Annotated in this window: 24 protein-coding genes and 3 tRNA genes; 13 read left to right on the top strand and 14 right to left on the bottom strand. The window is 44.6% G+C overall.

Going from position 1 to position 25,537, the window contains the following annotated elements:
* Positions 1-71 precede the first annotated feature (71 nt).
* From DW800_RS17550 to DW800_RS19735, 6 genes are all read right to left on the bottom strand, one after another.
* Positions 72-233 (bottom strand): hypothetical protein, encoded by a 162-nt coding sequence (locus DW800_RS17550; protein WP_227224492.1) that lies wholly within the window; start codon positions 231-233, stop codon positions 72-74.
* A gap of 294 nt (positions 234-527) precedes the next feature.
* Entirely contained in the window at positions 528-2,117 is a 1,590-nt protein-coding gene (locus DW800_RS17545) for a hypothetical protein (RefSeq protein WP_117704053.1), read from the bottom strand.
* 125 nt (positions 2,118-2,242) lie between these two features.
* The gene (locus tag DW800_RS17540) at positions 2,243-3,079 is read right to left on the bottom strand and encodes a hypothetical protein (protein WP_117704052.1); all 837 of its coding nucleotides are present in this window, start codon (positions 3,077-3,079) and stop codon (positions 2,243-2,245) included.
* Positions 3,054-4,379: an AAA family ATPase gene (locus DW800_RS17535; RefSeq protein WP_087332631.1), complete on the bottom strand. Its 1,326-nt coding sequence runs from the start codon at positions 4,377-4,379 to the stop codon at positions 3,054-3,056. Before DW800_RS17535 ends, DW800_RS17540 begins: the two co-directional genes overlap by 26 nt.
* Entirely contained in the window at positions 4,376-4,759 is a 384-nt protein-coding gene (locus DW800_RS17530) for an HNH endonuclease signature motif containing protein (protein WP_087332630.1), read from the bottom strand. Before DW800_RS17530 ends, DW800_RS17535 begins: the two co-directional genes overlap by 4 nt.
* 421 nt (positions 4,760-5,180) lie before the next feature.
* Positions 5,181-5,336, bottom strand: a complete 156-nt coding sequence (locus tag DW800_RS19735; protein ID WP_005828011.1) for a hypothetical protein — start codon at positions 5,334-5,336, stop codon at positions 5,181-5,183.
* A gap of 140 nt (positions 5,337-5,476) precedes the next feature.
* On the opposite strand from DW800_RS19735, the gene DW800_RS17525 reads away from it, so the two are divergent.
* Positions 5,477-7,573 (top strand): BT4734/BF3469 family protein, encoded by a 2,097-nt coding sequence (locus DW800_RS17525; protein ID WP_117704051.1) that lies wholly within the window; start codon positions 5,477-5,479, stop codon positions 7,571-7,573.
* Between the two features lie 5 nt (positions 7,574-7,578).
* Here the strand turns inward: DW800_RS17525 and DW800_RS17520 are convergent, their stop codons facing one another.
* Positions 7,579-7,830 carry a DUF4248 domain-containing protein gene (locus DW800_RS17520; RefSeq protein WP_005828017.1) on the bottom strand — a complete coding sequence of 84 codons (252 nt, stop codon included), beginning with the start codon at positions 7,828-7,830 and terminating at the stop codon, positions 7,579-7,581.
* A gap of 284 nt (positions 7,831-8,114) precedes the next feature.
* Here DW800_RS17520 and DW800_RS17515 point away from each other — a divergent pair, with 284 nt between their 5' ends.
* From DW800_RS17515 to DW800_RS17510, 3 genes are all read left to right on the top strand, one after another.
* A complete protein-coding gene (locus tag DW800_RS17515; RefSeq protein ID WP_119958239.1) occupies positions 8,115-8,654 on the top strand; it encodes a DNA-binding protein in 540 nt (179 codons plus the stop codon).
* 91 nt (positions 8,655-8,745) lie between these two features.
* A complete protein-coding gene (locus DW800_RS19730) occupies positions 8,746-8,859 on the top strand; it encodes a smalltalk protein (protein WP_005828021.1) in 114 nt (37 codons plus the stop codon).
* Between the two features lie 4 nt (positions 8,860-8,863).
* Positions 8,864-9,313 (top strand): N-acetylmuramoyl-L-alanine amidase, encoded by a 450-nt coding sequence (locus DW800_RS17510; protein WP_119958238.1) that lies wholly within the window; start codon positions 8,864-8,866, stop codon positions 9,311-9,313.
* Here DW800_RS17510 and DW800_RS17505 read toward each other — a convergent pair.
* The 7 genes from DW800_RS17505 to DW800_RS17475 all read right to left on the bottom strand — a co-directional run bounded on the left by DW800_RS17505 (position 9,303) and on the right by DW800_RS17475 (position 18,291).
* Positions 9,303-9,842 carry a UpxY family transcription antiterminator gene (locus tag DW800_RS17505; protein WP_119958237.1) on the bottom strand — a complete coding sequence of 180 codons (540 nt, stop codon included), beginning with the start codon at positions 9,840-9,842 and terminating at the stop codon, positions 9,303-9,305. The two genes, DW800_RS17510 and DW800_RS17505, sit on opposite strands and share 11 nt — an antisense overlap.
* A 171-nt stretch (positions 9,843-10,013) precedes the next feature.
* On the bottom strand, positions 10,014-12,410 hold the full coding sequence (locus tag DW800_RS17500) for a GumC family protein (RefSeq protein WP_119958236.1): 2,397 nt from the start codon (positions 12,408-12,410) through the stop codon (positions 10,014-10,016).
* A gap of 52 nt (positions 12,411-12,462) precedes the next feature.
* On the bottom strand, positions 12,463-13,293 hold the full coding sequence (locus DW800_RS17495) for a polysaccharide biosynthesis/export family protein (RefSeq protein WP_087332626.1): 831 nt from the start codon (positions 13,291-13,293) through the stop codon (positions 12,463-12,465).
* Positions 13,294-13,331: 38 nt separating this feature from the next.
* A complete protein-coding gene (locus tag DW800_RS17490) occupies positions 13,332-14,735 on the bottom strand; it encodes an undecaprenyl-phosphate glucose phosphotransferase (RefSeq protein WP_119958235.1) in 1,404 nt (467 codons plus the stop codon).
* A gap of 502 nt (positions 14,736-15,237) precedes the next feature.
* Positions 15,238-16,164, bottom strand: a complete 927-nt coding sequence (locus DW800_RS17485; RefSeq protein WP_008663082.1) for a tyrosine-type recombinase/integrase — start codon at positions 16,162-16,164, stop codon at positions 15,238-15,240.
* A 144-nt stretch (positions 16,165-16,308) separates the two neighbouring features.
* On the bottom strand, positions 16,309-16,893 hold the full coding sequence (locus tag DW800_RS17480; protein WP_005828036.1) for a Crp/Fnr family transcriptional regulator: 585 nt from the start codon (positions 16,891-16,893) through the stop codon (positions 16,309-16,311).
* 54 nt (positions 16,894-16,947) lie between these two features.
* Entirely contained in the window at positions 16,948-18,291 is a 1,344-nt protein-coding gene (locus tag DW800_RS17475; protein ID WP_005836251.1) for an MATE family efflux transporter, read from the bottom strand.
* A gap of 228 nt (positions 18,292-18,519) precedes the next feature.
* Between DW800_RS17475 and DW800_RS17470 the strand changes: the two genes are divergently transcribed.
* The 9 genes from DW800_RS17470 to DW800_RS17430 all read left to right on the top strand — a co-directional run bounded on the left by DW800_RS17470 (position 18,520) and on the right by DW800_RS17430 (position 25,537).
* Positions 18,520-18,609, top strand: a tRNA-Ser gene (locus DW800_RS17470).
* A gap of 3 nt (positions 18,610-18,612) precedes the next feature.
* Positions 18,613-18,685: transfer RNA gene (locus DW800_RS17465), tRNA-Lys, on the top strand.
* A gap of 15 nt (positions 18,686-18,700) precedes the next feature.
* Positions 18,701-18,772 (top strand) — tRNA-Glu (locus DW800_RS17460).
* Positions 18,773-18,871: 99 nt separating this feature from the next.
* Entirely contained in the window at positions 18,872-19,285 is a 414-nt protein-coding gene (locus tag DW800_RS17455; RefSeq protein ID WP_005828038.1) for a hypothetical protein, read from the top strand.
* 95 nt (positions 19,286-19,380) lie between these two features.
* The gene (locus DW800_RS17450) at positions 19,381-20,028 is read left to right on the top strand and encodes a DedA family protein (RefSeq protein WP_005828039.1); all 648 of its coding nucleotides are present in this window, start codon (positions 19,381-19,383) and stop codon (positions 20,026-20,028) included.
* A gap of 28 nt (positions 20,029-20,056) precedes the next feature.
* A complete protein-coding gene (locus tag DW800_RS17445) occupies positions 20,057-20,704 on the top strand; it encodes a DUF47 domain-containing protein (RefSeq protein WP_005828040.1) in 648 nt (215 codons plus the stop codon).
* Between the two features lie 12 nt (positions 20,705-20,716).
* Positions 20,717-21,730 (top strand): inorganic phosphate transporter, encoded by a 1,014-nt coding sequence (locus DW800_RS17440; RefSeq protein WP_005828041.1) that lies wholly within the window; start codon positions 20,717-20,719, stop codon positions 21,728-21,730.
* A gap of 93 nt (positions 21,731-21,823) precedes the next feature.
* Positions 21,824-23,494 (top strand): putative transporter, encoded by a 1,671-nt coding sequence (locus tag DW800_RS17435; RefSeq protein ID WP_005828042.1) that lies wholly within the window; start codon positions 21,824-21,826, stop codon positions 23,492-23,494.
* A gap of 54 nt (positions 23,495-23,548) precedes the next feature.
* A complete protein-coding gene (locus DW800_RS17430; RefSeq protein ID WP_005828043.1) occupies positions 23,549-25,537 on the top strand; it encodes a fructose-1,6-bisphosphatase in 1,989 nt (662 codons plus the stop codon).

The raw sequence follows: 25,537 nt of genomic DNA, 5'->3' as shown, positions 1-25,537 counted from the left end.
ATAATTAACATTGCGGTGAAGGTGCTTTTTTAGTTTTGAACTTTGATTTGAGTACTTACGGATATTTACTTTTATGCCAGATCTTCATCCTCCAGATAATTCTTACTTTTGGCATCTGCCGTATATCCTCCCATACGTTCCCAGTCAGTTGAACGATGTGCTTTTTGTGGGGGATTGTAGTCTACATATTCTCTTTCAGTACAACATTGCGCAGCTTGTACAAGCCGAAGCATTTCTGTTTCTCCAAGCATTTTCAGATTTCTGTAGAGATGTCTTTTTTCTTGTTATAGTACAATTTTGCAGCTTTATAATATTTTTGTGGCAGATTGAGGGAGAAAATGGCCCTCTATTGAATTTAATAGTAAGTAAGCTATTTTGAAGTGGTATATGCCTTTCCATAAGTCGGTCGAGATACTTTGTTGGTTATAGATTTCTTTGGCATATCAGTTATATCCCCTCACCTCAAAAATAGTGGGCACTCTTGCTTTGAGAACAATATCTATAATCAGAGATAAAAGTTAAAATGCTTACTCTTGTTCCTCCCCAAGAAGATCTGAAAGTTCGGTCATAAAAAGGGAATTGGGATACTTGATTTTATCCACTTTTCTCCAAGCTTTCTTGTAAATGTCTTTTTTGTTTTCTGCAATTTTTTTTATAAAGTCAATATAAACATTGGTTATCAATGAGGTTTGTTCGTTTTTCTGCAATTTTTGAATATGAATAGCTTCTCGCTGTTCAATAGAAAGAAAATCGGTTAAAAATCTGGAGGCCATTTCTATGCCAAAATTTTCTAATCTGGGCGTTTCTGCCAACTCTTCTGCCAGCTGTGCGTAAATCTTTAGAAGACGAACTTCAAAAATGTTGATACGTAGTTTTTCCATGACGTGTATCCAGGTGTTTATGTTGTGAACAACATCGTTTACATACTTTTCAGCATAGCTGTTGGCATAGTGTATCGTATGATTCTCTATCAGATTAGAGCATATCATTTTAAAATAGTAAAGATTGAGATAGGGGTCTTGGGGTTTGTTGTCCTTTTTTATAGACAGCAACAGTCTTCTGATAAAAATGTCAGTAAAACGCAAGAACTGAAATACGGCTGTTGATTGGTATTTATTATCTCTCCATTCATTTGTCTGTTCTGAAAATATAGAGTTCCCCAAGGATGATTCCCTAAACGCTTCTTCTCCAAAAGCTCTAAATACCTCCAAATTATATACAAATTCAGTTTTTGTAAACAAGAGTGTCAAAAAGGGGGAATCGTCCAAACGATATTCGATATCCTGATTTCCTTTATAATTGAGGGGGCCTTTCAAACCCTCTAATAAGTGGGAGTTTTTTTGCCGTATCATTGTTCTGAAATAAACCTCTACTACATTTTTGAAGCCTACAATATTAGCATTTATGCAGCGATGTACACATTTCAAAAAGAAGGTGGAATCGTGTTCTACTGACTTTATGACAAAAGTCTTATTCAAAATCACTTCGTTAAAAATAGCAGTTTCAATAGGTGTATTCTTTTTTTGTAACTTATTTTTTGTTGGCTGTTCATCATTCCATGGAGATTCTTCTTGGAGGGCATTGTTTTGTTCATTATAACTCTTATTTATCTTAGTGATAAGTTTTTCTATTTCTTCCAAATGATATGTTTGTAGATACTCTGTTAGTACATTGATATTGGAATTGATAAGACTTTTATAATAACTGATTAACTTGGCTTTGTTTGAAGAAGGAAAATGTCTGTAGATTGCTATTTTCCATATCAACAGAAAAATGAAAACAAGTGATAGTATATACCCCCATGTAGCAGCCATGGGGCTTCCTTTTATCATGAGGCGTTCAATGTATATTCCTCTTTGCTCATACCACGGAAAAAAGATGAAATAGTTGATTGCTATCATTATAAGAATGTATGTTATGATAGAAAATCTGCTGAATTTGTAAATCCAAATCATTTTATTATTAGCTATTGCCGTAGAAACAATGGCCAATAGAATAGTGATAAGTACTAAAAAGTCGCTGCTTGTCATTAGTGGGTGAATTGGTGTATTTGAACATTCTTTTTTTTGTAAACCCATATGTTTCTGTTTCTTTATTGCTAAAGAAATGAATTCCATTTTTTCCTAATTGTTTTTTGTTTGGAATGACACTAATGTCACCCTTTTTATGAGGAATGCACAAAAGTACGTCAGCTAACAAAGTGCGTCAAGTTAGAAAATAGAAGGGGTATCCATTTATTATACTAATTTGGTTTTTTCAATATATTGCTTCCATTGGCATTCTCCCAATCCGATATATCTTGATATAATTGCGTTTGAACGAATGCCTCTAAGCGGAAACATGGGTGCAATCTGTTCCGAATGCTATTTTCGTTTTCTTGCCTATGGATTAAGTCGTTGATTCTGAGATGATGGCAGAAACGTTTTATGAAATCATGTCCATTAGTCAGTTCATATTCACAACAAGGGGAGTGGTCTCTTTGAAATGATTCAATGTCATTAGCTGTAATAATTCTGTTTGGATTGGATTTCGGAAGAATTTGTGTATGTATATATTCGAAATCTTTTAATTGCTCGGAAGAAAGCCCTTCAACGCTAAATGTCTTGAAATTATATTTTAAATGCTCACAGTAGTTGTACCATTTAAAATAGGAAAGAATATTTAGTTCTTGAAAGATTTGTTTCCATAAATCTTCATTGTATGTTATAGCCAGATTTTCAAATATCTCCTGACGGGTGCTTTCGTTTTTCAGGCACATCATTTCATAATCGTGTGCATCAGCGTAAAAGATATTATCCTCTGTGGGAAAAATGTGGCATAAACGGGCAAAATCACTGTCTTTGATGGCAATATTCTTTATCTTTCCTTGCAGGCAATTATAGACTTTTCTAAAAGCTCCGCAACCGCCACTTGTTTTAATTTCGCTATTCGAATCTTGAAAGAATTTATAGTAGAACTCTCGGTCGTCTTTTCCTTCCACCAAGATTAATGTCTTGTGAGCTTTTGAAGGCGTCTTCCATTCCAGCAGATACTGGTTGGCTGTTATTATAGGATTATTTACACTCTGCAAATTCTGCATGGTTGTTCTCTTCGTTGTTTGTGTATAGGTCACAGGATATATCCCAATGTTCGTTGATGAAAGCAGGGGAGTGGGTGGCTATAATAATTTGGCATTTTAATTCTTCTGCCATTTTCTGATAGTCTTCAAGCATTTGGCTGACCCATGCCATGTGTAATGAGTTTTCGGGTTCATCAATTAGCAATACGGTACGCATATCAGTCGAAAAAGCCAATTTGTAGTACAAGATAATCAAATTTTGCTCTCCGCTGGATAATTTGCGGAGTGGAACTTCTTCCCCTTTATCGTTTATTACGCTGACCCCTTTGACTTCATTTAATTTGATTTTCTTATTTGAAAGGACTTTGCCTGAGACAAAACGGTCAAAAAGGGAAAGTTGCTTATAGAATTTATCAAATGAAGACATTTTTTGCTCCATATCATCAATGTAGAGTGAGAGCACATTTTGTAAATGTTCGGGATATTCTTCCAGAATATCAATTTGGGGCATCAATCCGTATTCTTTGTAATTGTTGATTTTTGCTTTTAATTTTGATAGCTTTTCTTGAAATTCTGCCTCTTTGTATTTATTATATGTTCCTTCTACTAAGCGTTTGATGAATGTGCTGTCTATTTTTTGGCTTTCTGATGCGAACTCCATTTGTTGCTTTGCGAACTCTTTTATCAGTTGTGCGGCAATATCGTCGATTTCAAATTGATTTAATAATCTTCTTCGTCCATCATAACCGGAATGTTGTGTAGAAGCGATAATCCGTTGCTCTTTTATAAAAGAGCATTTCCGCTCTTGCAAAAACATCCGGATATTTTTACTTTTTTCCAAGATAGAAATATCTGAATCTATATTGTATTCTTTGTTTAACAGTTCTTCTATATCATATTCTTCAGTCTGTCTGTATGACAGGGTAGGGAGGAGCTGTCGCCTTAAACGGAGTATGTCTGAATAAGAAAGAGAAAATTCTTCTATATAAGCTTCATCACTTTCATTGGCGTTTAAACGGAAAAAAACTTTTTCTTTTAGTGAAGCGGGCGTTCTGTCTTCACGATTGTTGTCTTCTGCCTCGATTCTCTTTTTTTGTATGGATATATTCATTCCATTTCGGAAGAATATTTGAATTTCCTTGAATTTCAGAAGATAGAAAAACCAAAAATTACAGGTTAGTAGATTATTGATTATTTTTAAGAATGTAGTTTTTCCATATCCGTTAGGACCGGTAATAATTGTTACGCGCTGATTTTCCGGAAATTGAATATCATAGTTGTAAGTGTCATACAATTGCCGGATTAGAATGCGTGCTATCATATATTATATAGTTTTTGTAAAGTAGTTTGTAAAGCGTCGCTTACCGTACAAGCTGTATCTCTGTATATGTTCTTGTTCTCTTCGGAAGTAACAACTGCGGTGTAATGTGGATAGTCTGTTCCTTTGCTGCGGTTGTTTCTCCAATTCATGGGACGTAGATTCTCTATGTGGTTTCCACCTCCCAGTTCTTCAGGATATACATGGTCTATTTCCCATCCCAAAATATTGTCGGTATCTCCATAAGCTTCACGGGAAATCCATGCTCCGGCAAAATCCTGACGATATAAACTCGCATTATATCCGTCTACGATAATACCTTTTTCCCAAATCCTTTGAATCGCTTCAGGAGTTGTTAAATCAGATATATAATTATTTGCCATTGTAGTTTTTTCTATATTCAACGTCCAAAGGTAGATAAAGTTTTTTATTTATCTTGTATTAGATTCTTTTTTTATTCTTTTCCTAATTCTTTTTCTTGTTTTTTCCCGAGTTGACACCTGTGTCACCCCTTAAACATAAATATCCGTTACGCGCGCGAGACAAATTATCAATATGCACAGACCTGTATCGTTTGTGTGTGATAAATATTAGCCTAATAGGGAGTATTGGAAAAAGGGTGCCACAAGTGTCAAGGCCTCGAGTGAGGTTAAGGTTTCAAGACTCCCGTGTGGATTCTATAATTCCTCAAATCCTTCTCCAGGCAATCTGCTACCTCTTTCTCAAAACTCTCCCTTTCTTGGTCTGTTTTCGGGAACGACCTCCAGAAATGCGTTATGGCATGTATCTGGTTGATGTTGTTGCTCAGCCCTTTTTTAAAAGGTTGTAGGTTCTGGTACTCATCATCGTTGCTTGGGCGATGGTCTCGTTGGTCAGATGTCTGCCGTTAACGAGCTGTTCTTTCTGGCATTTGCTCAGAAAAGCTCCGAATGCCGGTGTCACCGGCTCTTTCTTTGTCATGTTGACTCTTTTAATTGTTAAACAATAATAAAAACAAGCGAAATCATTTCCATGTAGTGGAAACGACCGGACTTGTGTATCTGGGCACTTATGCGTTCCTTCGCGTCGTAATTTTAAACATAAACAAAAATCAGTAAATTATGGAACACCGCAATATCAGCCTTTTCAGAGGCTATTCGGATACAGAATCAGTAGAAACTTCTCTTGAAGAAATAGTCAACATCATTAAATGCGACGCTGCCCTGCGAGACCGCACCGAGAAACATCGCTACTACTTGCAGCAAGACCTGCGTAAGGATGCCGACCGCGAGAAGTCCGGCTGTTCCTGCTTCGCCGTTGCCGTCTGCTTTGAAGGTGGGAAGACCCGCGAACATATCTGTGCCTGGACCGGCTATACCTTGGTCGACCTGGACCACATCGCTCCCGAGCGGATGGCTGCCACGTTGACATTGATTTGTGCCGACAAGCATACATTGATGGCCTATACCACCATCAGTGGGCATGGCATCCGCATCATCTGTCGCATCGATGACCTGAACAGAGTGGAAAAGGGAAAAGCCTTCCGGCAATACGCCAAGTATTTCAATCAAGTCAACGACTACTATTCCTGTCTGGTGGGCTTCGAAAGTGACGGGCAGTGCAAGAATGCTACCCGTATCAGCGGACTGGCTTCCGATCCTCATGTATATTACAATCCCAGTGCCGCAGCCTTTGTTCTCCAAAATAGTCCGATTGCTCCCCAACCGCAGGATAGCGCTTCCGAAGTTGTGCCGGCAAAGCGTAACAAACGTTTGGAGAAGGCAGTGAAAGCTGCCGAACGCCTGCTGGAAGAGGAGGGAGTGAGTTATTGTGAACATCATCATAATGAGTACGTGATGCGCATGGGTTATTTGCTCAACCAGTACGGAGTGGCTCGGAAGACAGCCGCCGCTTGGGCAGCGGAGCACTTTCCCGACTATGACGGGGATGTGGCAGCTGTCATCGGCTCCTGCTACGCGAATACCGGGGAGCATGGTATCCGCTCCCTTGTCCGCAGGGGAGAGGACGATGAAAAGTTTGCCACGGTGGCAGATATCGAGCAGTTCCTTTCCGAACAGGCGAAGTTCCGCAAAAATACGGTGAGCGGCAAGTTCGAAGTCCTGATGGCCGACTGCGGAGAGGAGTATGCGGAGCTGACCGACCGCTACGTCAACACGTTGTGGAGCCGCATGAACAAGGCAGGGATGCTTGCCCGCATTGCGGACATACGTTCCGTGCTCGATTCGGAGTACACGCCGCTTTTCAATCCCTTTGTAGCCTATCTGGAGGGGCTGCCTGCTTGGGACGGTACTACTGACCCTATTGCCCGTCTGGCTGCCGGCGTACATGTGAAGGACGACCAGAAGCTTTTCAGCATCTACTTCAAGAAGTGGCTGGTGGCCACCATTGCTTCGCTGCTCGATACTAAGGTGGTGAATCATGAGATTCTGGTCTTCATCGGTAAGCAGGGCATCTACAAGACTACCTGGATGCAGCGTCTGCTTCCTGTCGAACTTCAGCGTTATTTTTATGTGAAAAGTAACAGCCGGCGCGTCAGCAAGGACGACCTTTTTACGCTGACCGAGTTTGCACTGGTATGCCTTGAAGAGCTGGAGGAGATGACCTCTGCCCAGGTCAGCCAGTTGAAGGCCATCACCGGCATGACAGACGTGAACGAGCGTGCCGCCTACGGGCACTTCAAGGAGAGCCGTCCGCATATTGCCAGCTTCTGTGGCACGAGCAACAACGTCACCTTCCTCAACGACCTCAGTGGCAACCGCCGTTGGCTTCCCTTCGAGGTGGATTCCATAGACAGTCCTTTCGATTATCCCATAGACTATGTCGGAGTGTATGCGCAAGGCTATGCCCTCTGGAAGAGCGGCTTCCACTACTGGTTTGAGCAGGAGGAGATTGATGCCGTGAATCTTCATAACCGTTATTTTGAGGTGCCCTGCCTGGAGCGTGAGCTCGTTCAGGTTTACTATCGCCGCCCCATGCCGGGCGAGGAGTGTATGTTCTTGACCAATGCCCAGATACTGGGACATATCAACATAGGTATCCGGCAACCCTTGAGTCCCACGCGCCTCGGTCTGGTGATGAAGCAGGAGGGCTATGAGGCTGTCCGTTCCGGTGGCCGCCGTGGTTATCGGGTGGTCGAACTGAAAGGGGATGAAATCTACCGCAACCAATGCGCCATGGCGCGCTATGTGGGGGATTGATTCTTTCACGGTTTTCCTAAATACCTGAATATAAGTTCCACCTGCAGGGAGGTGAATATTTTCTGGGAGCCTTTGTAGCCGGTATGCCGCAGGGCTTCGTCCAGTTCCAAATTCAGCTTCATCCATTTGGACAAGCGGTTGAGTGCGGATGCCGGTGAAATGGTGGGGGCGTATGCCTCTGCCAGTTCACGTTTGTAATAGGGACGGACGGGCCACTCTTTGCCGGGGATATTTTCGTAGTCTTCAACGTACTTCATAAACAATGCTTTAACTGGTTATTACACTGTAAATGTACGGAATTTTTTCTGTATACCCATTGCCGGAACCCGGTATAATCTTACCTAATCTCACATTTTTCCACATCCTTTCATACCATTTCACCGCATCTCTTATTCTGCCCGGAGGTACGTCGTATCTTTGTTCTGTCAGACGATGAGGGGTGAAGATTAGTAATCGTGACGCGCGAAGATTAGTAATCGTAAGCCCCTGGGATTAGTATCGTCTCCCTATCTTTTAATTTTTAACTTATAATTTTTAATTTATGATTAACTACAGTATCGTGATGCGTGGCAATCCTACCGATAAGGCGGTTGCCAAAAAAGCGTACGCAAGTGCGCAATATTCGGAAGTGATGGACATCAACCGCTTTGCCGAGCATATAGCCAGTCATGGCTGCGTGTACAAGCGTTCGGATATCGTTGCCATCCTCACCATGTCCGTGGATTGCATGCGGGAGCAGTTGCTGGCCGGACAAAAAATCCAGTTGGGCGACCTGGGGAGTTTCTACATCAGCATCAACAGCACCGGCGCGGCTTCTGCCCAGGAGTTCAATCCTGCCATCCATATCCGTAGGCTGAATGTGAACTGGACCTGCGGCCAGCGTTTTGGAGAGCTGCTGGAGGAGGCGGAATTCAATCTGGTGGCAACCCGAAGTGCAGCCCGTGCCGTGGTGAAAGCCTTGAAGGCCGGAAAGACTACCGTGGACCTGACCGGAGCCACTGGCGGGGGTGAAGATGCCGGTGGAGGCAGCAACCCGGGAGGCGGTTCGGACGGAGACCAGGGGGAAAATCCGTTAGGATGAAACGAAAAGACAAAAGAGAGAAAATAAATATGTTCTTCTGTCTAAAAAATGCAGCTAACCATAGTATTTAATTCCTTAATTGCAAATTGTTATGAGTGAGAAAACAAAATCAAAATCTGTATGGGGCATTGTCCTTAAAGTGATTATTACCGTGGCCACTACATTGGCCGGAGTGTTTGGCTTGACTTCCTGCATCAACCGTTAGCCGGATGAAAGCAGGCAGTTTCTATCAGAACTATCGGGAGGTAACCCTCCTGGTAGTTCATTGCAGCGCTACGCGCTGTGACCGTCACTTCTCGGTGGAGGCGCTTCGCCGCAGTCATCTGGCACGGGGCTTTGCCGATATCGGTTATCATTTCTACATCACCCGTGACGGCGAGGTGCATATTTGTCGTCCGGTTCATCAGATTGGAGCCCATGCCACCGGCTGGAACGACAAGAGTATCGGCATCTGCTATGAGGGTGGGCTCGACGAGAATGGTGGCCCTGCCGATACACGTACCTATGCGCAGAAATGCTCTTTGCTCGACTTGCTCCGGCAGCTGAAGACCGACTATCCCAATACCCGTATTTTAGGGCATCGGCAACTCAGTTCCTCTATCCATAAGGCTTGTCCTTGTTTTGACGCCAAAAGCGAATACGAGACAATTAAAAATTAATTCTCTCCACGTATCCTATCGGCATGTCCACATGTGCGCAGCCCAGCATATCCAGCCGGACTGCCACTTTGCTTTTTCCTCCTATCATGACCAGTTCTCCCTCCAATCCGGCAAGGGGGCCTTTTATTACTTTCACGGCATCACCTGCTGCCAGAGGTGTACTGCAAATCTCTACAGCCTCCGGGCTATAATCCAGCATAAAGCGGAAACGTTCCATCTGTTCCTCGGGAATGACGGCGGGACGGCTTTCACCACGCAATACCATGTATCGGCTGATAGCTTGTAAGGTAAGCGGCAAAGGGCGTTCCTGCGGAGTGACATGCACGAAAATCATCATCGGGATGACCAGACGGTCCACTTTTTTGCGTCGGTCGCTCCATTGGCGTATTTCGCTTTGTATGGGTAAGTAATATTCCACTCCCATAGTTTTCAACCGTTCGGCAGTCTTCTTTTCCAGACAAGACTGCACGTATGCCACCAGCCATTGGCGACGAGGAATAATATGAGGGGTGATATCAGTATGGTTCATGTAAAATCCTTTAAAGGTGTATTTCTATGGTTCATAAATAGTTGAGGTTCGGGCGCGCTACGCGGTCGCCTGTCACATTGGAGGGGCGGGGTTAATTAAAAATTAGAAATTAGAAATTAAAAATTAGACACTCGATTATTTACTCTCAACTCTTAATAGCTAGTCGCTGACTCAACTGTATCCGTATTTCTTACCGTAGCCGTAATACTTTCCGTATTTACCATAGCCGTAGTAATAACCGTATTTTTTCTTCTTCATATCGATTCCGTTGACTACTGTGCATAAGTTGGGGAGGCGATGATGCTCCTGAAGCTCGTTGATGAGCTGGTAATCGGTCTTATGCGTATAATCTGCACGACAGACGTAGATGCTAGCGTCTGCTACGCGGGAAAGGATGAGCGTGTCGGTCACCATGCCGATAGGGGCTGTATCCAGTACGATATAGTCATATCCTTTGCGTAATGTACTGATGGTGTCTTCCAGTGACTGGCGTGCCAGTAGTTCCGTAGGATTGGGTGGGATGGGACCGCCCAATAGCAGGTCGAGGTTGGAAGTTATGCCGGAAGGCTGTATCAGCGCATGCAAGTCCGTAGATTGAGGAGCAGCAAGATATTGCGTGATTCCCTTTTCTTTTTGTGAAAGATGGAATATCTTGTTCAATCCCGGTTTGCGTATATCCAATCCTACCAGAATGACCTTTTTGCCGAGCAGTGCCAAACTGACGGCAAGATTGGAAGCCATGAATGTCTTGCCTTCACCGCTTATGGTGGAGGTGATGAGGATTACTTTCTTGTCCGGGTCACCCATGATGAAGAGCAGATTGGTGCGCAGGCTACGGAAAGTTTCTGCCATGATATTATTGTCGTTTTCGCGGACGGTGATAGTCGGTGTTCCATTTTTACCAGCATCGGTAAGAGGTATGTCACCAATAATGGGGACGGTTGTAAGCTTTTCCACGTCGGTGTGCCCTTCGATACGAAAACGGAGTAGGTTGAGGAGGTAGATGATGCTTATGGGGATGCCTATACCGATGACAAGAGCAATTATGTAAATTAGTTTGCCTTTAGGAGAGACGATACCGCCAGGGATGGGCTCTTCGATAATCCGTCCATTATTGGCGGTGGCGGCCAGTGTAATGGCATTTTCCTCACGTTTCTGCAACAACATGATGTAAAGGGTGGCTTTGATTTCCTGCTGGCGGGAAATGGTCATGAATTCTTGCTCTTGTTTGGGGGCATTGCTGATGCGGCTTTCGTATTTGCGCGATTGCCGGTCGATATTGTTCCGTGTGATTTGCAGTCCTTTCAGTACACTGTTCACCGTAGTTTTCACATTGTGGCGCATGGCTTCGATACCCGTATTTAGATTGATAATGGCGGGGTTACTTTCTGATGAAGTGCGGAGCAGGCGCTTACGCTCTACGACGAGATTATTGTATTTCTCAATGGCAGATGCCAGGTTGACATCGCTCAAGCCTACATTGGCAGGGATGACTTCGTCATTATTGTCGGGGTTATTGATATAGTCGCGTAGATAAGTCACTAAATTGATTTGAGTGGCGTTTTCGGCATATTGCTGTTCGTATTTGGAGCTTTCCTGCAGGGCAAGCTGTGCATCGCTGCTGAGGTCGGTCAGACCGGCACGTTGTTTGAATGCCGCCAACTCATTTTCAGTCGTACCCAGCTCGTTGTTGATAATGCCTATACGCTCTTCAATGAAGTCGGCGCTTTTCTGTGCTACTTCATTCTTTTCGGTGTTGGTGTCTATATTATAGACTGCTATCAAATCATTGATGAAGTCAATGGCCCGCTGTACATTCGTATTCTTTAGGCTGACAGCTGCAATAGTACTAGTTTTAGAAGTAGGCTCTATGGTGAGGGCAGAACTGTAGCCAATGGCTACGGCAGTAGGTTTGCTGATGGTGACTTTTAACTTGATGGGTTCGGTCGGGATTGACAAAGAGTCTCTGCCCGAGATGGTGATTACACCGATGGGAAGCGGCAGAATAGCGGGGAGTTTGTCAAAAGACTTTTGTGCTTTCTGTTTCTCGTTGTCTTGTGTGTAACTGACTTCGGCAGACAGTTTGCCGAGTGTATCGTAAGTCAGGTCCAATAGAATGTTTTCATCCAGTTTATCTGCCTCCTCGGCAGTCATGAAGACGTCAAAGGGAGTATCTTTATAAAGTGGAATATCGTAACCGAACGGCTGTTTTTGTGCTATGTTTATATAAAGATTCAGGTGTGATACGACTTTCTTGATGAGCGTGCGTGATTTTAGGATTTCCACTTCATTGTCAAAATTGCTGGTCATGGAAAACATACCGAAATCCTGCATAGCGGCTAAAGCATTGTTAGCGCTCTTCTTATTGTCATCTTCTTTAATAAGTACAGAAGAGGCTACTTCGTATACAGGAGCCTGATAGCGTAGATAAATGAAGGCGAGAGCCATGCATATCAGTATACTTGCAATAAACCAGGGCCAGTGGATGACATATTTAAAAAAGAGGGCTTGAAAATCTGTCTTTTCCTCTTTCTCATCAAAAAGGTCATCGTATAAATCTTCTTTCATCGATATGTAGGGATTAATGATTAGCGTTTAACTTTTAACTTTTAACTTTTAATTATCTTGCTATCGTCACAATCAAGCTTGCCAGCGAAACGAGTGTACCTACTACGGAGAACCAGATGGTGGTGCTGTTGCTGATACTGGCATTTTTAGCTTTGGTCTTGTTTGGAGTGACATAAAGAATGTCATTTTGTTGCAGATAATAATAAGGAGAATGAAGGATATTTTGCTCATTTAGATTCAAGCTTATGATATTCCGCTGTCCGTTATTGTCTTCGCGGATAAGCTTGACGTTACTGCGTATACCGTAGACCGTCATGTCTCCTGCCATGGCGAGTGCCTCAAAGAGATTTACTTTCTCGTTGTTGATGGTAAATGTACCGGGACGGTTCACTTCTCCGATAACTGATATTTTGTAGTTGGACATGCGTACGGTGACGATGGGAGTCTCTTTGAGGTAAGGGCGAAGTTGCTCACGAATCAGTTTTTCCGCTGCGGTTTTAGTCAATCCGCCTATCTTTAATTTACCTATGACGGGAAAGTCTATCTCACCTTCATTATTGACCAGGTATTGCTGTAGGGTGGGCTGTGATGTGACATAGGTACTATTGGCTTGAGCCACATTGATAGAGGTCTGCATGGTTAGGTTGAACGGTGCCGCTGCTTGCGGGTCGCTAGTGTTGACCGTGATGCTCAACAGGTCTTTCGGCTGAATGCGTGCATCATAGAGGGTATCCTGCTGGTTTACTTCATTAATGACAATTTCCTTATAACCCTTATCTGTAAGTGATTCGTAGCTTTGCAAATAAGGTACTCTTTTATAGGATTGGCAACTTGCCAATGTAAATGCCACCATTAGGATAGTTATGCTTTTCTTGTTTTTCATCACTATGTCTTTTTTATTTTGATTCTCATTTTTTTATTTTAATAGGCTTCCTTCTCGCCCTGGACGGCATTTCTGACTGTCTTGTATATGATGTACAAATCCAATAGGAAAGTCCAGTGTTCCAGGTACCAGACATCACGCTGTACACGTCCCTCCATCTGCCAGAGTTCTTTGGTTTCACCACGGTAGCCGGTGACTTGGGCCCAACCGGTGATGCCGGGCTTTACCAGATGTCTGACCATATATTTGTCGATAAGGCGTGAATATTCTTCAGTGTGTTTCAGCATATGGGGGCGTGGCCCTACAACGGACATTTGTCCCAATAATACATTGATGAATTGGGGAAGTTCGTCAATACTGGTTTTACGGATGAAATCTCCGATTTTTGTTTTGCGCGGGTCATTGGCTGTGGCTTGTAGTTTGTCACTATCTATGTTGACACGCATTGAGCGAAATTTGTAACACCAGAATTCTTTTCCGTTTTCTCCGCTTCGTTTTTGTTTGAAGAAGATGGGGCCGGAAGAAGATAGCTTGATGGTTGTACCTATGATGATATAGACAAAGGGAAATACGGTACAAAGGAAAGAGAGGGAGAAAAAGAGGTCGAAGGCTCTTTTCAGCAGACGATTTTCCATTTGTGTCAAAGGTTCCTCACGGATAGTTAGTACGGGAATATTGCCGAACATCTCGAAGTGCATGCGGCGATGCAGGTAATTGCGGATATTAGGCACACTGTAGAAGCGAATCAAGTGATTCTCGCAATAGTTGATGATAGGAACTATCTCATGACTGCGTGCAGAGGGTAGACAGCAATAGACTTGCTCTATATGATGTTGCTGTAAATAAGTGACGACTTCTTTAGGTTGACCTAAATAGGGGATACTTTCAGGAAAATCATTGGAGGGTAAATCGCAGAAATAGCCGCTAATGCGGAAACCGGTAGTAGGATCTCCTGCCATTTCTTGATAAAGTTCGGCCATATTCTTGTTGCTACCAACCAGAACGACAGTACGTGAATTACCTCCATATTCCCTATATCTTTTGAAAAGATACCGAAACATAAGTCTATAAACAGCAAGACAGATAAAAAATATACCATAAAAACAAGCGAAAAAGCGGAGTGAACTGGTGCCGATTTCCGCTAGAGTAGCCAGACTTATAAATAAGGCTGCGTGGAAAATCGTGTTGCGGAAAGCTCGACGTACAATTCGTTCTGGTCGTACAATGCGTTCATGCAGTATGACTCCGTTAGAATAATTGCAAAGTAGATAGACGAGATTTAGTAATACCAATAACTGTGGCAATGAATGTGTAAATTCATTGCCCAGTGTTTGGTAGTCAAAAATGTGATATAGCGAGATGAAAATGATGTTCAGTAAGCATAAGTCGCCAAAGATAATGACGAACTTAATCACTTTATTGAAATGGAGAACTTGTTTCATAATTCACACTAATTCAATAGCTTTTTGCTCTCTCAATGGTATGGAAAGAGAAAAACCTGTTCATTTCTGTTTGTTTAATAATTCTCTTACTTACAAGGTAATGGATACCAATACTCTCTTACTTACAAGGTAAGAGGTCGTGTTTTATTTAGAAGATAATCTTATAAATCAGCCATTAAAAGGTGTTTTACATTAAAAGACTATATATGTAATTAAAATGTAAAACGATATTTTATCTCATAATTAAATTTAATTTTTGAATTAAAAATAGATGTGTTTATGTAAATATATAAGACTGAAATACAAGTGGCTGCAATGTGTCTTATATCTATATATGAGATAAATATGAATTAAAAAATAAATCTATTTTTTGCGATTGTAGTAATCTTTTTCATATCTTTGCAGCCACAAAATATATTCTCTTACCTTGTAAGTAAGAGAATAAAATTGACGAATAAAAGTACTCCTATACAAATAGGAATACTTTTACAAATTCTTGCTTTTAGGGCTTTTTCTTTTTGTTTGGATGAATTGTCGCAATCACTTTTTTATTTGCTTTACTCATCGCATTGTTGTCAAAAGAAGCGAGGTAAACATGAGTTACCTTTTCAGAAGTATGTCCTAAGCTTTCACTAATCACAGAAATGGCCACTCCTTCGTCTTTGGCAGTGGTGGCCCAGCTATGGCGGGCTACATAAGATGTTAATGGAATGCTTAACCGTAACATCTTCGAAAGTGTGTGTAAATGTTGGTTGTAGAGCCGTAAAGCACTTTTGTATTGTCTGTAACCATCTTCCCCGGTTAGTGATAATATCGGTAGCAAATAGGGGGAAGAGGCGGCTTCGTTTTTATACCTATTTATAATCTGTGCGGCATACGACTCTATATGTACGGACAATTGCTGACGGGTCTTATGGCGGTAATAATAAATGGTATTGTGCTTGACATCCGTTTTGCGGAGATGTACAAGGTCTACGAACGGAATGCCTCGTAAGTAAAAACTTAACAGAAACATGTCGCGGCTGAAACGCAAGGCGGGTTTCTTCTCCAAATCAAGATTTACCAAGCGCCGGATTAGTAAAGGAGAGATGGCCCGTTTGGCGGTAGGCTCATAGCCAGTGAATACATAGGCGAACAAATCGTCTATACTGTGTGTGAATGGAATGCCTTGTTCGGCAGCTTGGTGAGAGATGGAACGGAGCATACGCATATAGGTGGATATGGTATTATGGCGCCGCCCTTCGCCGAGCAGCCGGTCTTCGTATTGCTTGATGAGGCTGGGGGTGAGATCTGCAAAAGTGATGGAACGGTGGCCGATGAAGCGGAAAAAGCTGTTCACTGTACTGGTATATATACCGGATGTACTGTATCGTCCGGCTTGTTTTGTCCGCTGTATCAGGGAAGCGGAAAAATTATGTATAGTATTCATAATCTGAATTTTAATATTTTAAATACATATAAAACAACCTTGAGCATGAAATGATTGTATGGCAATCAATGCACGCTTAGGGGAGAAATGGTAAAATTTCTATATAAATTCAGATATGTATTCTCCGGGCAGACAGGAGGAGGGTTACAGTATGCCCGAACGTACCCGACTCAGTGTTTCGGGGGTCATCAGCAGATAGGACGCAATGTGCGACAAAGGAGCCCGCTTGATGACTTCGGGCTGATGTTCCATGAGCTGGTTATAGCGCTCGCGTGCAGTCTCAAACCGCCAGGAGTCAGCCTTTATCTGTGAAACAATCAGGGAATATTCCAGAATCTTCCGATAGAACATGTTTATTTCCCATGAGATTTCGGTAAGTGTCAGCAGCTTGTTGTATGGCAGCAGGTATACGACACTCGGTTCGAGTGCCTCAATCATGAGGTGGGTGGGTTCCTGCTTCAAGGTACTTTCTATGCAGATGATGATGCAGCCTTCATAGGAAAAGTGTTCGGTGACGTCTTTACCGTTTTTATAATAGAATTGGCGCAACATGCCTTTTCCTACAAATACGATATTATGGCTTATCTGCCCTTCATTGAGTAATAATGCGCCCTTTTCTACTTCCTTGCGAATGAGGATTTCCTCTATCAACCTTCTTCCCTCGGGAGCCATGCCTGGATAGCGGGAGTTGATAGCGGCATCTACGGTTTCTTTCAATAGTGCATCCATAAAGCCATAATTTGTTTGTTCGAGGGGCAAAGATAAGGTTTTTACGAGAAAAAATCAGCTCCGTATGAAACTTTTGTTTACCCATTTCATGCCATACCAGCGGCGGACGAAAATGAAGCCGCGGATATTCTCGTCCAACAGGAAGGCTACCCACATGCCGCAGATACCCCAGCCGAAGGGGAAGCCGAAAAGGTATCCCACACCTACAGCTACACTCCACTGCACCACCAACCCTACGTAGAAGGGGTAGTTGACATCTCCTGCCGCACGAAGGGCGTTGGTGGCGAAGATGTTGATGGGGCGGCCTATTTCGAGGAGTACATCTATGATAAGGATGGTGGCACCCATACGTATGATGTCGGGGTTGGACGTGAGCCAGCCAAAGATGGCATGCCCCGAAAGGGCGAGGATGCAGGACAGCATGACGGTAATCATGACGGATTTCTTCATGACGTATTTTCCCATAAGGAAGGCTGCGTGAGGTTTCTTCTCGCCTATCAGATGCCCGATACAGATGGCGCCGCCTTGTGCCATGGAGATGCTGAACAGATAAGCGAACATGATGATGTTGACACAATAGGTACGGGTGGCGAGCGCTTCCACTCCCAGCATGTTGATGAAGTAGGTGATGACGACTTGCGACGAGCTGTACGACAATTGTTCGCCGGCAGAGGGCAGGCCTACCTTCATCAGGTTCTTTAGTTCTATCCACGGAAAAGGGCGGAAGTATGCCGGTGGGAAACGGTGGATGTGCTTGCGGAACAGTATGACGAACAGTATAATCATGGAGACACCCCGGCTGAAGGCTGTGGAGATGGCGGCGCCTTCCACGCCCAGTTCCGGAAAGCCGAAGCGGCCGAAGATGAGGGAGTAGTTGCCGATGATATTGAGGATATTGACTACGACGGTGACCATCATCGGGTAGATGGCCTTGTTGGCACTGCGCAGGGAGGCGGAGAGGGTGAGGGATAGTGCCTGGAAGAAGGCGAAAGCGCCTACGATACGCATATAGTCCATGCCGTCCTGCATCAGTTCAGCGGTGAGCCCCATCAGCCGGAGGATGGGATGGGCGCAGGAGAACAGTACCAGGCTGACCGTGATACCTACCGCCAGGTTGACGAGGATGGATACGCCGACTACTTGCACTACTTTCTTGTGTAGTTTCGCACCGAGATACTGGGAACACAGAACGGACGTTCCGAGGTTGATGACTTCGAAAACGAGGAAAGTGAGCATGATAATTTGGTTGACTACCCCTACGGCGGCAACACTGTTGTCCGAGTGGCGGCTCAGCATGATGGTGTCCACCGCACCGAGCATCATGATGAGAAGTGTCTCTATAAAAATGGGGGCGGCCAGCTTGGCAAGCCGCTTTTTTAGGCTTTCTTGTTGTATCATTGTCCGTGTATGTGCACTATACTTTAAAAATCGCGCAAAGATAAGGAAAGGTTGAAAAGGACGGTTTGATATGTATCAAATTTTTTTTCTTGTTTTAGGGTTTGAGTGTTAACGTGTTATCTCAAATTGTATGAAAACGGTGAAAAAAATATGTAGGAAAGATTTGCACAGTCCAAAAGTTTGCCCTACATTTGCACCGCATTTGAAAAGAATGCTGGTTATAAAAAAGGAAGTTTGGGTGAGTGGCTGAAACCACCAGTTTGCTAAACTGACGTACGGGTAACCGTACCGGGGGTTCGAATCCCCCAGCTTCCGCCAGATGCACTCTTAGCTCAGTTGGTAGAGCAACTGACTCTTAATCAGTGGGTCCAGGGTTCGAATCCCTGAGGGTGTACAAGACAAATGCGAGGGTGGGTTCATCTAACGGTTAGGATACATGCCTCTCACGCATGGTATACGAGTTCGATTCTCGTACCCACTACAAAAACAAGAAAGCGGTTGACTGATGAAACGGTTAACCGCTTTTTGTTTTTCATTTTTCTGTTGTAATCCGAAAATAGTTTCTATATTTGCACCCGCTATGGCGAAATGTATATTCTATATCTTGTTAGGGTTGTTCCTCATATCGAAGTTCACTTCCGTTTCTGATGATATGGAGGGATGTAAGACACTCCCTACTGCGGATGTACATTATTTCTCCGGAGCCCAGCACAGCTTGTCGGGGGCAGATGGCAGACAATGCCAGGAAAAAGGGGAGGACGCGAATTATAATTGCCTGGCAGATGCCGGTTGCATAGGAAATACCTTCTCATTACGGCATGCCTCTTGCTCGAAATTGTTGAGGCTTAATCCGGACTTCATTGCCGCCAAGGTTGCGAGAACCCTGAAAACTCTGCTCCCGGAAGAAAAGACAACTTCTTTCCCCTTTACTTTCCATCCCCATAAGATTTCATATAGATATTATGTATATACGCTGAGGCGTATTCTTATTTAGTACTTTCCCTTCCTCTCTTTCGGGAGCCAGAGAGATTGCCCGTCTCCCCATGCCGAGTTTTTCTCTATTTTTTAAGTACTGATAATCAATATATAATGGATTTTCTATTAGATTTTATTCTCCATATCGATCAGTATATGATTGATATAGTGCAGGAATATCATATGTGGGCGTATGCCATATTGTTTCTGATTATTTTCTGCGAAACGGGGCTGGTGGTCACACCTTTCCTGCCGGGCGATTCCCTGCTTTTTGTGGCGGGAGCTATTGCCGCACTGCCCGACATGCCTCTCGAGGTCAATGTGCTGGCTTTGATATTGTTTGTTGCCGCGGTATTGGGCGACTCTTGCAACTACATGATAGGGCATTTCTTCGGGCAAAGGCTCTTCAATAATCCCGATTCCAGAATATTCAAGCAAAGCCATCTCGACAAGACCCATGAGTTCTATAAGAAGTATGGAGGCAAGACAATTATCATAGCCCGTTTTGTGCCTATCGTCCGTACGTTTGCGCCATTCGTGGCGGGGATGGGTAAGATGCATTACTATTACTTCATGCTGTACAACCTGATTGGGGGCGCCTGCTGGATTGCCATCTTCTGTTATGCGGGTTATTTCTTCGGTGACCTTCCGTTTGTACAAGAGAACCTCAAACTGCTGATTGTGGCCATTATTGTGGTTTCCATACTGCCGGCCGTGGTAGAAGTGCTGCGTGCAAGACTGAAACAACGAAAACAAAAATAAATTAATATACTTAGTACATTTATCCATTATGAAGAATTCTTTTTTTAGCCGGTTCACACCGAAAGAACCGAAATTCTTTCCTTTGCTGAAGCAATTGTCTGAGATTTTATTGTCCTCGTCGGCTCTGTTGATAGAAATATTGGGCCATGACTCGCCTGAGAAGAGGGCGGAAGATTATAAACGAATCAAAGATTTGGAGCGCGAGGGCGATAAGCTGACCAATCTGATTCTGGATGAACTGGGCACTACTTTCATTACTCCTTTTGACCGGGAGGATATCCATGACCTGGCTTCGGGCATGGATGATGTGATTGATGGAATAAACAGCTGTGCCAAGCGTATCACTATCTATAATCCGCATCCTATTTCGGACAAGGGGAAAGAGCTGGGACATATGGTTCAACAAGAAGCGGCCCTCATCGGCCAGGCCATGGATGAACTGGAGGCATTTCGCAAGAGTCCGGATAAGCTGCGCGCATATTGCAACCAGCTGCATGACATAGAAAACCGGGCAGATGATATTTATGAATTTTTCATCACCAGGCTTTTTGAAGAAGAGAAGGACTGCATTGAACTCATCAAAATCAAGGAGATTATGTATGAGTTGGAAAAAACGACGGACGCAGCCGAACACGTGGGCAAGATTTTGAGGAGCCTGATTGTGAAATACGCATAAACGAACGGACGCATGGAACTATTAGTGATTATCATTGTACTGGCTCTGATATTCGATTATATCAACGGTTTTCATGATGCGGCCAATTCTATTGCCACCATTGTGTCTACCAAAGTGCTTACACCGTTTCAGGCGGTGATATGGGCGGCTTTCTTCAATTTTGTGGCCTTTTTCATCGCCAAGTGTGTCATCGGCGGTTTCGGCATTGCCAACACCGTATCGAAAACGGTGATGGAGCCTTACATTACTTTGCCTATCATTCTGGCCGGCGTGATTGCGGCTATTGCCTGGAATCTGTTCACTTGGTGGAAGGGAATCCCTTCCTCTTCTTCGCACACGCTTATCGGAGGTTTTGCCGGAGCTGCCATCATGGCACACGGTTTTGAGGCCATCCAGTTGAGTATCATTCTGAAGATTGCGGCATTCATTTTTCTGGCTCCCTTGATTGGTATGGTGGTGGCATTCGGTTTTACGTTGTTGGTCTTGTACATTTGCCGCAGGGCGCATCCCCATACGGCCGAGGTGTGGTTCAAGAAACTGCAGCTGGTGTCTTCGGCTTTGTTCAGCATCGGGCACGGTCTGAATGATTCACAGAAGGTAATGGGTATCATTGCTGCGGCTATGATAGCCGGACATTCGGAAGGACTGGGAATGGGGATAAACAGTATTGATGACCTGCCGGACTGGGTGGCATTCTCTTGTTTTACGGCCATTTCACTCGGTACCATGTCCGGCGGGTGGAAGATTGTGAAGACCATGGGGACTAAGATTACGAAGGTGACGCCACTGGAAGGGGTGATTGCGGAAACTGCCGGTGCGTTTACGCTTTATCTGACGGAGTATCTGAAGATTCCGGTAAGTACGACACACACCATTACGGGAGCTATTATCGGAGTAGGGGCCACGAAGCGGCTTTCGGCTGTGCGTTGGGGAGTTACGAAGAGTCTGATGACCGCTTGGGTGCTGACTATCCCCGTCAGTGCTTTGCTGGCAGCAGGGATTTATTGTATCGTATCCCTTTTTTAGAAGTGCTGCCGCATAAAAAATAGACGGGTTCGTTTTATTTTGCATGAGGTTTGCACTATCTTTGCAGCCTGAAACTGTAAAATAGAATGCACATTGGACTGGCTATATAGTTTATTCGTCGAGCACTCCGCCTTGCAGGCGGTTGTGGTACTCTCACTGATTTCCGCTATCGGATTGGGATTGGGGAAGATACATGTTTGCGGCATTTCATTGGGAGTGACGTTTGTATTCTTTGCCGGCATCATTGCCGGGCATTTCGGGTTGTCCATAGACCCGCAGATGCTGAATTATGCGGAAAGCTTCGGGCTGGTGATATTTGTGTATGCTTTGGGTTTGCAGGTGGGACCGGGTTTTTTCAGCTCTTTCCGTAAAGGAGGGGTACAACTGAATATGCTCGCCACGGGTGTAGTGCTTATCGGCACCCTGCTGACTGTACTGGGCAGCTATGGGTTGGGAGTATCCCTGCCGGATATGGTGGGCATACTTTGCGGTGCCACGACAAACACACCGGCACTCGGTGCGGCACAGCAGACATTGAAACAGATGGGATTGGAGTCCAGTACCCCTGCTTTGGGGTGTGCGGTGGCATATCCGCTGGGGGTGGTAGGGGTCATTCTGGCCGTACTGTTCATCCGTAAGACGCTGGCGCATAAGGAAGACCTGGAATTGAAAGAGAAGGATGACGTGAACAAGCCTTACATTGTTGCGTTCCAGGTGCACAATCCTGCCATCTTCAACAAGAGTATCAAGGAAATAGGCGGGCTGAACAGCTATCCGAAGTTCGTGATTTCCCGCTTGTGGCGGGATGGGAATGTGAGTATTCCTACCTCGGAAAAGATTATAAAGGAAGGTGACCGCCTGCTGGTGATTACCTCGGAGAAAAATACGCCGGCTCTGACTGTGCTTTTCGGCGAGCAGGAGCATACTGATTGGAACAAGGAAGATATAGACTGGAATGCCATAGACAGCCAGTTGATTTCGCAACGTATCGTGGTGACGCGCCCGGAGTTGAACGGCAAGAAGCTGGGTTCTCTCCATCTGCGTAATCATTACGGTATCAATATCAGCCGGGTTTATCGTAGCGGCGTGCAGCTGCTGGCCACAGCGGAACTGACCTTGCAATTGGGTGACCGCCTGACCGTAGTGGGCGAAGCCGCTGCTATACAAAATGTGGAGAAGGTGCTGGGCAATGCTGTGAAAAGCCTGAAGGAACCGAACTTGGTGGCGGTATTTATCGGTATTGTCATCGGTCTGGCTTTGGGAGCAATTCCTATTTCCATTCCCGGCATCAGCGCTCCCGTGCGGCTCGGATTGGCAGGAGGCCCTATCATCGTAGGTATTCTTATCGGGACATTCGGTCCGAGGATGCACATGGTGACTTATACTACGCGCAGTGCGAACCTGATGCTCCGTGCATTGGGATTGTCTCTTTACCTAGCTTGCCTGGGACTGGATGCGGGTGCCCATTTCTTCGATACGGTATTCCGGCCGGAAGGGCTGTTATGGATTGCTACGGGTTTTGCGTTGACTGTGGTTCCGGTATTGATTATGGGTATCGTTACCTTCAAGTGGCTGAAGATAGATTTCGGAACAATGGCGGGTATGCTGTGCGGAAGCATGGCAAACCCCATGGCGCTGAACTACGCCAACGACACCATTCCGGGAGACAATCCGTCTGTAGCTTATGCTACGGTTTATCCGCTGTGCATGTTTCTACGGGTAATTATAGCCCAAGTGCTGCTCATGTTCTTCATTAATGGATAATGAAGAATGAGGGATATTATCAACTGTCAATTATCAACTATCAATTAAATAACTATGGGAAATATAACTCCGGAAAGTATTGTCAATGACTTGCGTTATTTGCAATTATTATCACGCAGTTTTCCTACCATTGCTGATGCCAGTACAGAAATCATCAATCTGGAGGCCATTCTGAATCTGCCGAAAGGTACAGAGCATTTTCTGACGGATATTCATGGCGAGTATGAGGCTTTTCAGCATGTGCTGAAGAATGCATCGGGGGCAGTGAAACGTAAGGTGAACGAAATATTCGGGCATACACTGCGCGAAAGTGAGAAGAAGGAAATCTGTACGTTAATTTATTATCCGGAAGAGAAGCTGCAACTTATCAAGGAGCAGGAAACGGACCTGGATGACTGGTATTTGATAACACTGAACCAGTTGGTAAAAGTATGCCAGAACGTTTCGTCCAAATATACCCGTTCGAAAGTACGCAAGGCACTTCCAGCAGAGTTCTCGTATATCATTCAAGAGCTGTTGCACGAATCGAGCATCGAACCTAACAAGCATGCCTATATCAATGTCATAATCAGTACCATTATCTCTACGAAGCGTGCGGATGATTTTATTGTGGCGATGTGCAACCTTATCCAGCGCTTGACCATCGACTCGCTGCATATCGTGGGCGATATATACGACCGCGGACCGGGTGCGCATATTATCATGGATACTCTCTGTGATTATCATAATTTCGACATCCAATGGGGTAACCACGATATTCTGTGGATGGGTGCCGCATCGGGTAATGATGCTTGTATAGCCAACGTAATCCGTATGTCGATGCGCTATGCCAATTTAGCAACGCTGGAGGATGGTTATGGCATCAATCTGTTGCCGCTTGCAACGTTTGCCATGGATACCTATGCGGATGACCCTTGCACCATCTTTGCGCCGAAAATGAACTTTGCCGATGCGGAATACAATGAGAAGACCTTGCGGCTGATTACACAGATGCACAAGGCGATTACGGTTATCCAGTTGAAACTGGAGGCGGAAATCATCAGCCGCCGTCCTGAGTTCGGTATGGAGAACCGGAAACTGCTGCATCTGGTGGATTTCGAGCGTGGTGTGTTTGTATACGAAGGCAAGGAATATCCGTTGCGCGATGTGAATTTCCCCACCGTAGACCCGGCGGACCCGTATCGTCTGTCGGACGAAGAGCGCGAACTGATGCACCGGATTCATTCTTCTTTCATGAACAGCGAGAAGATGAAGAAGCACATGCGCTGCTTGTTTACGTATGGCGGCATGTATCTGGTGTGCAACAGTAACCTGCTTTATCATGCTTCCGTGCCTCTGAATGCGGACGGCAGTTTTAAACATGTCCGCATCGGCCAAAAGGAATACTGGGGACGTAAGTTGCTGAAAAAGACCGACCAGCTGATACGTACCGCTTACTTTGACGAGGACGGTTCGGACGAGAAACAGTTTGCACTGGATTATGTCTGGTACATGTGGTGCGGACCGGATGCCCCTTCCTTCGATAAAGACAAGATGGCTACCTTTGAACGCTATTTTGTGGCCGACAAAACATTGCATAAGGAGACGAAAGGGCATTACTATGCTTTGCGCAACGAGGCTGAGGTGTGTGACCGCATTCTTGAAGAGTTCGGCGTGAAGCCGGGGCCACATTCGCATATCATCAACGGACATGTACCGGTAAAGACCATTAAAGGTGAGAAACCCATCAAAGCGGATGGTAAGCTGCTGGTGATTGACGGTGGTTTTTCAAAAGCCTATCAGCCGGAAACGGGAATTGCGGGATATACGCTGGTATATCATTCCCACGGCTTGCAGTTGGTGCAGCATGAGCCGTTCCAGAGCCGTCAGAAAGCCATTGAAGAAGGACAAGACATCAAGTCTACAACCCTGGTTGTCGAATTCAATTCGCAGCGTATGATGGTGAAGGATACGGATAAAGGAAGTGAACTCGTTACGCAGATTCAGGATTTGATGAAACTGCTGGTGGCGTATAGGACGGGGCTGATTAAGGAGAAACAATAA

The sequence above is a fragment of the Bacteroides sp. AM32-11AC genome, from assembly GCF_003603515.1.
GTDB classification, from domain to species: Bacteria; Bacteroidota; Bacteroidia; order Bacteroidales; family Bacteroidaceae; genus Bacteroides; species Bacteroides uniformis.
The sequence above is the reverse complement of the archived record's forward strand: the minus strand, read 5'-3'. Positions and strand labels throughout refer to the sequence as shown.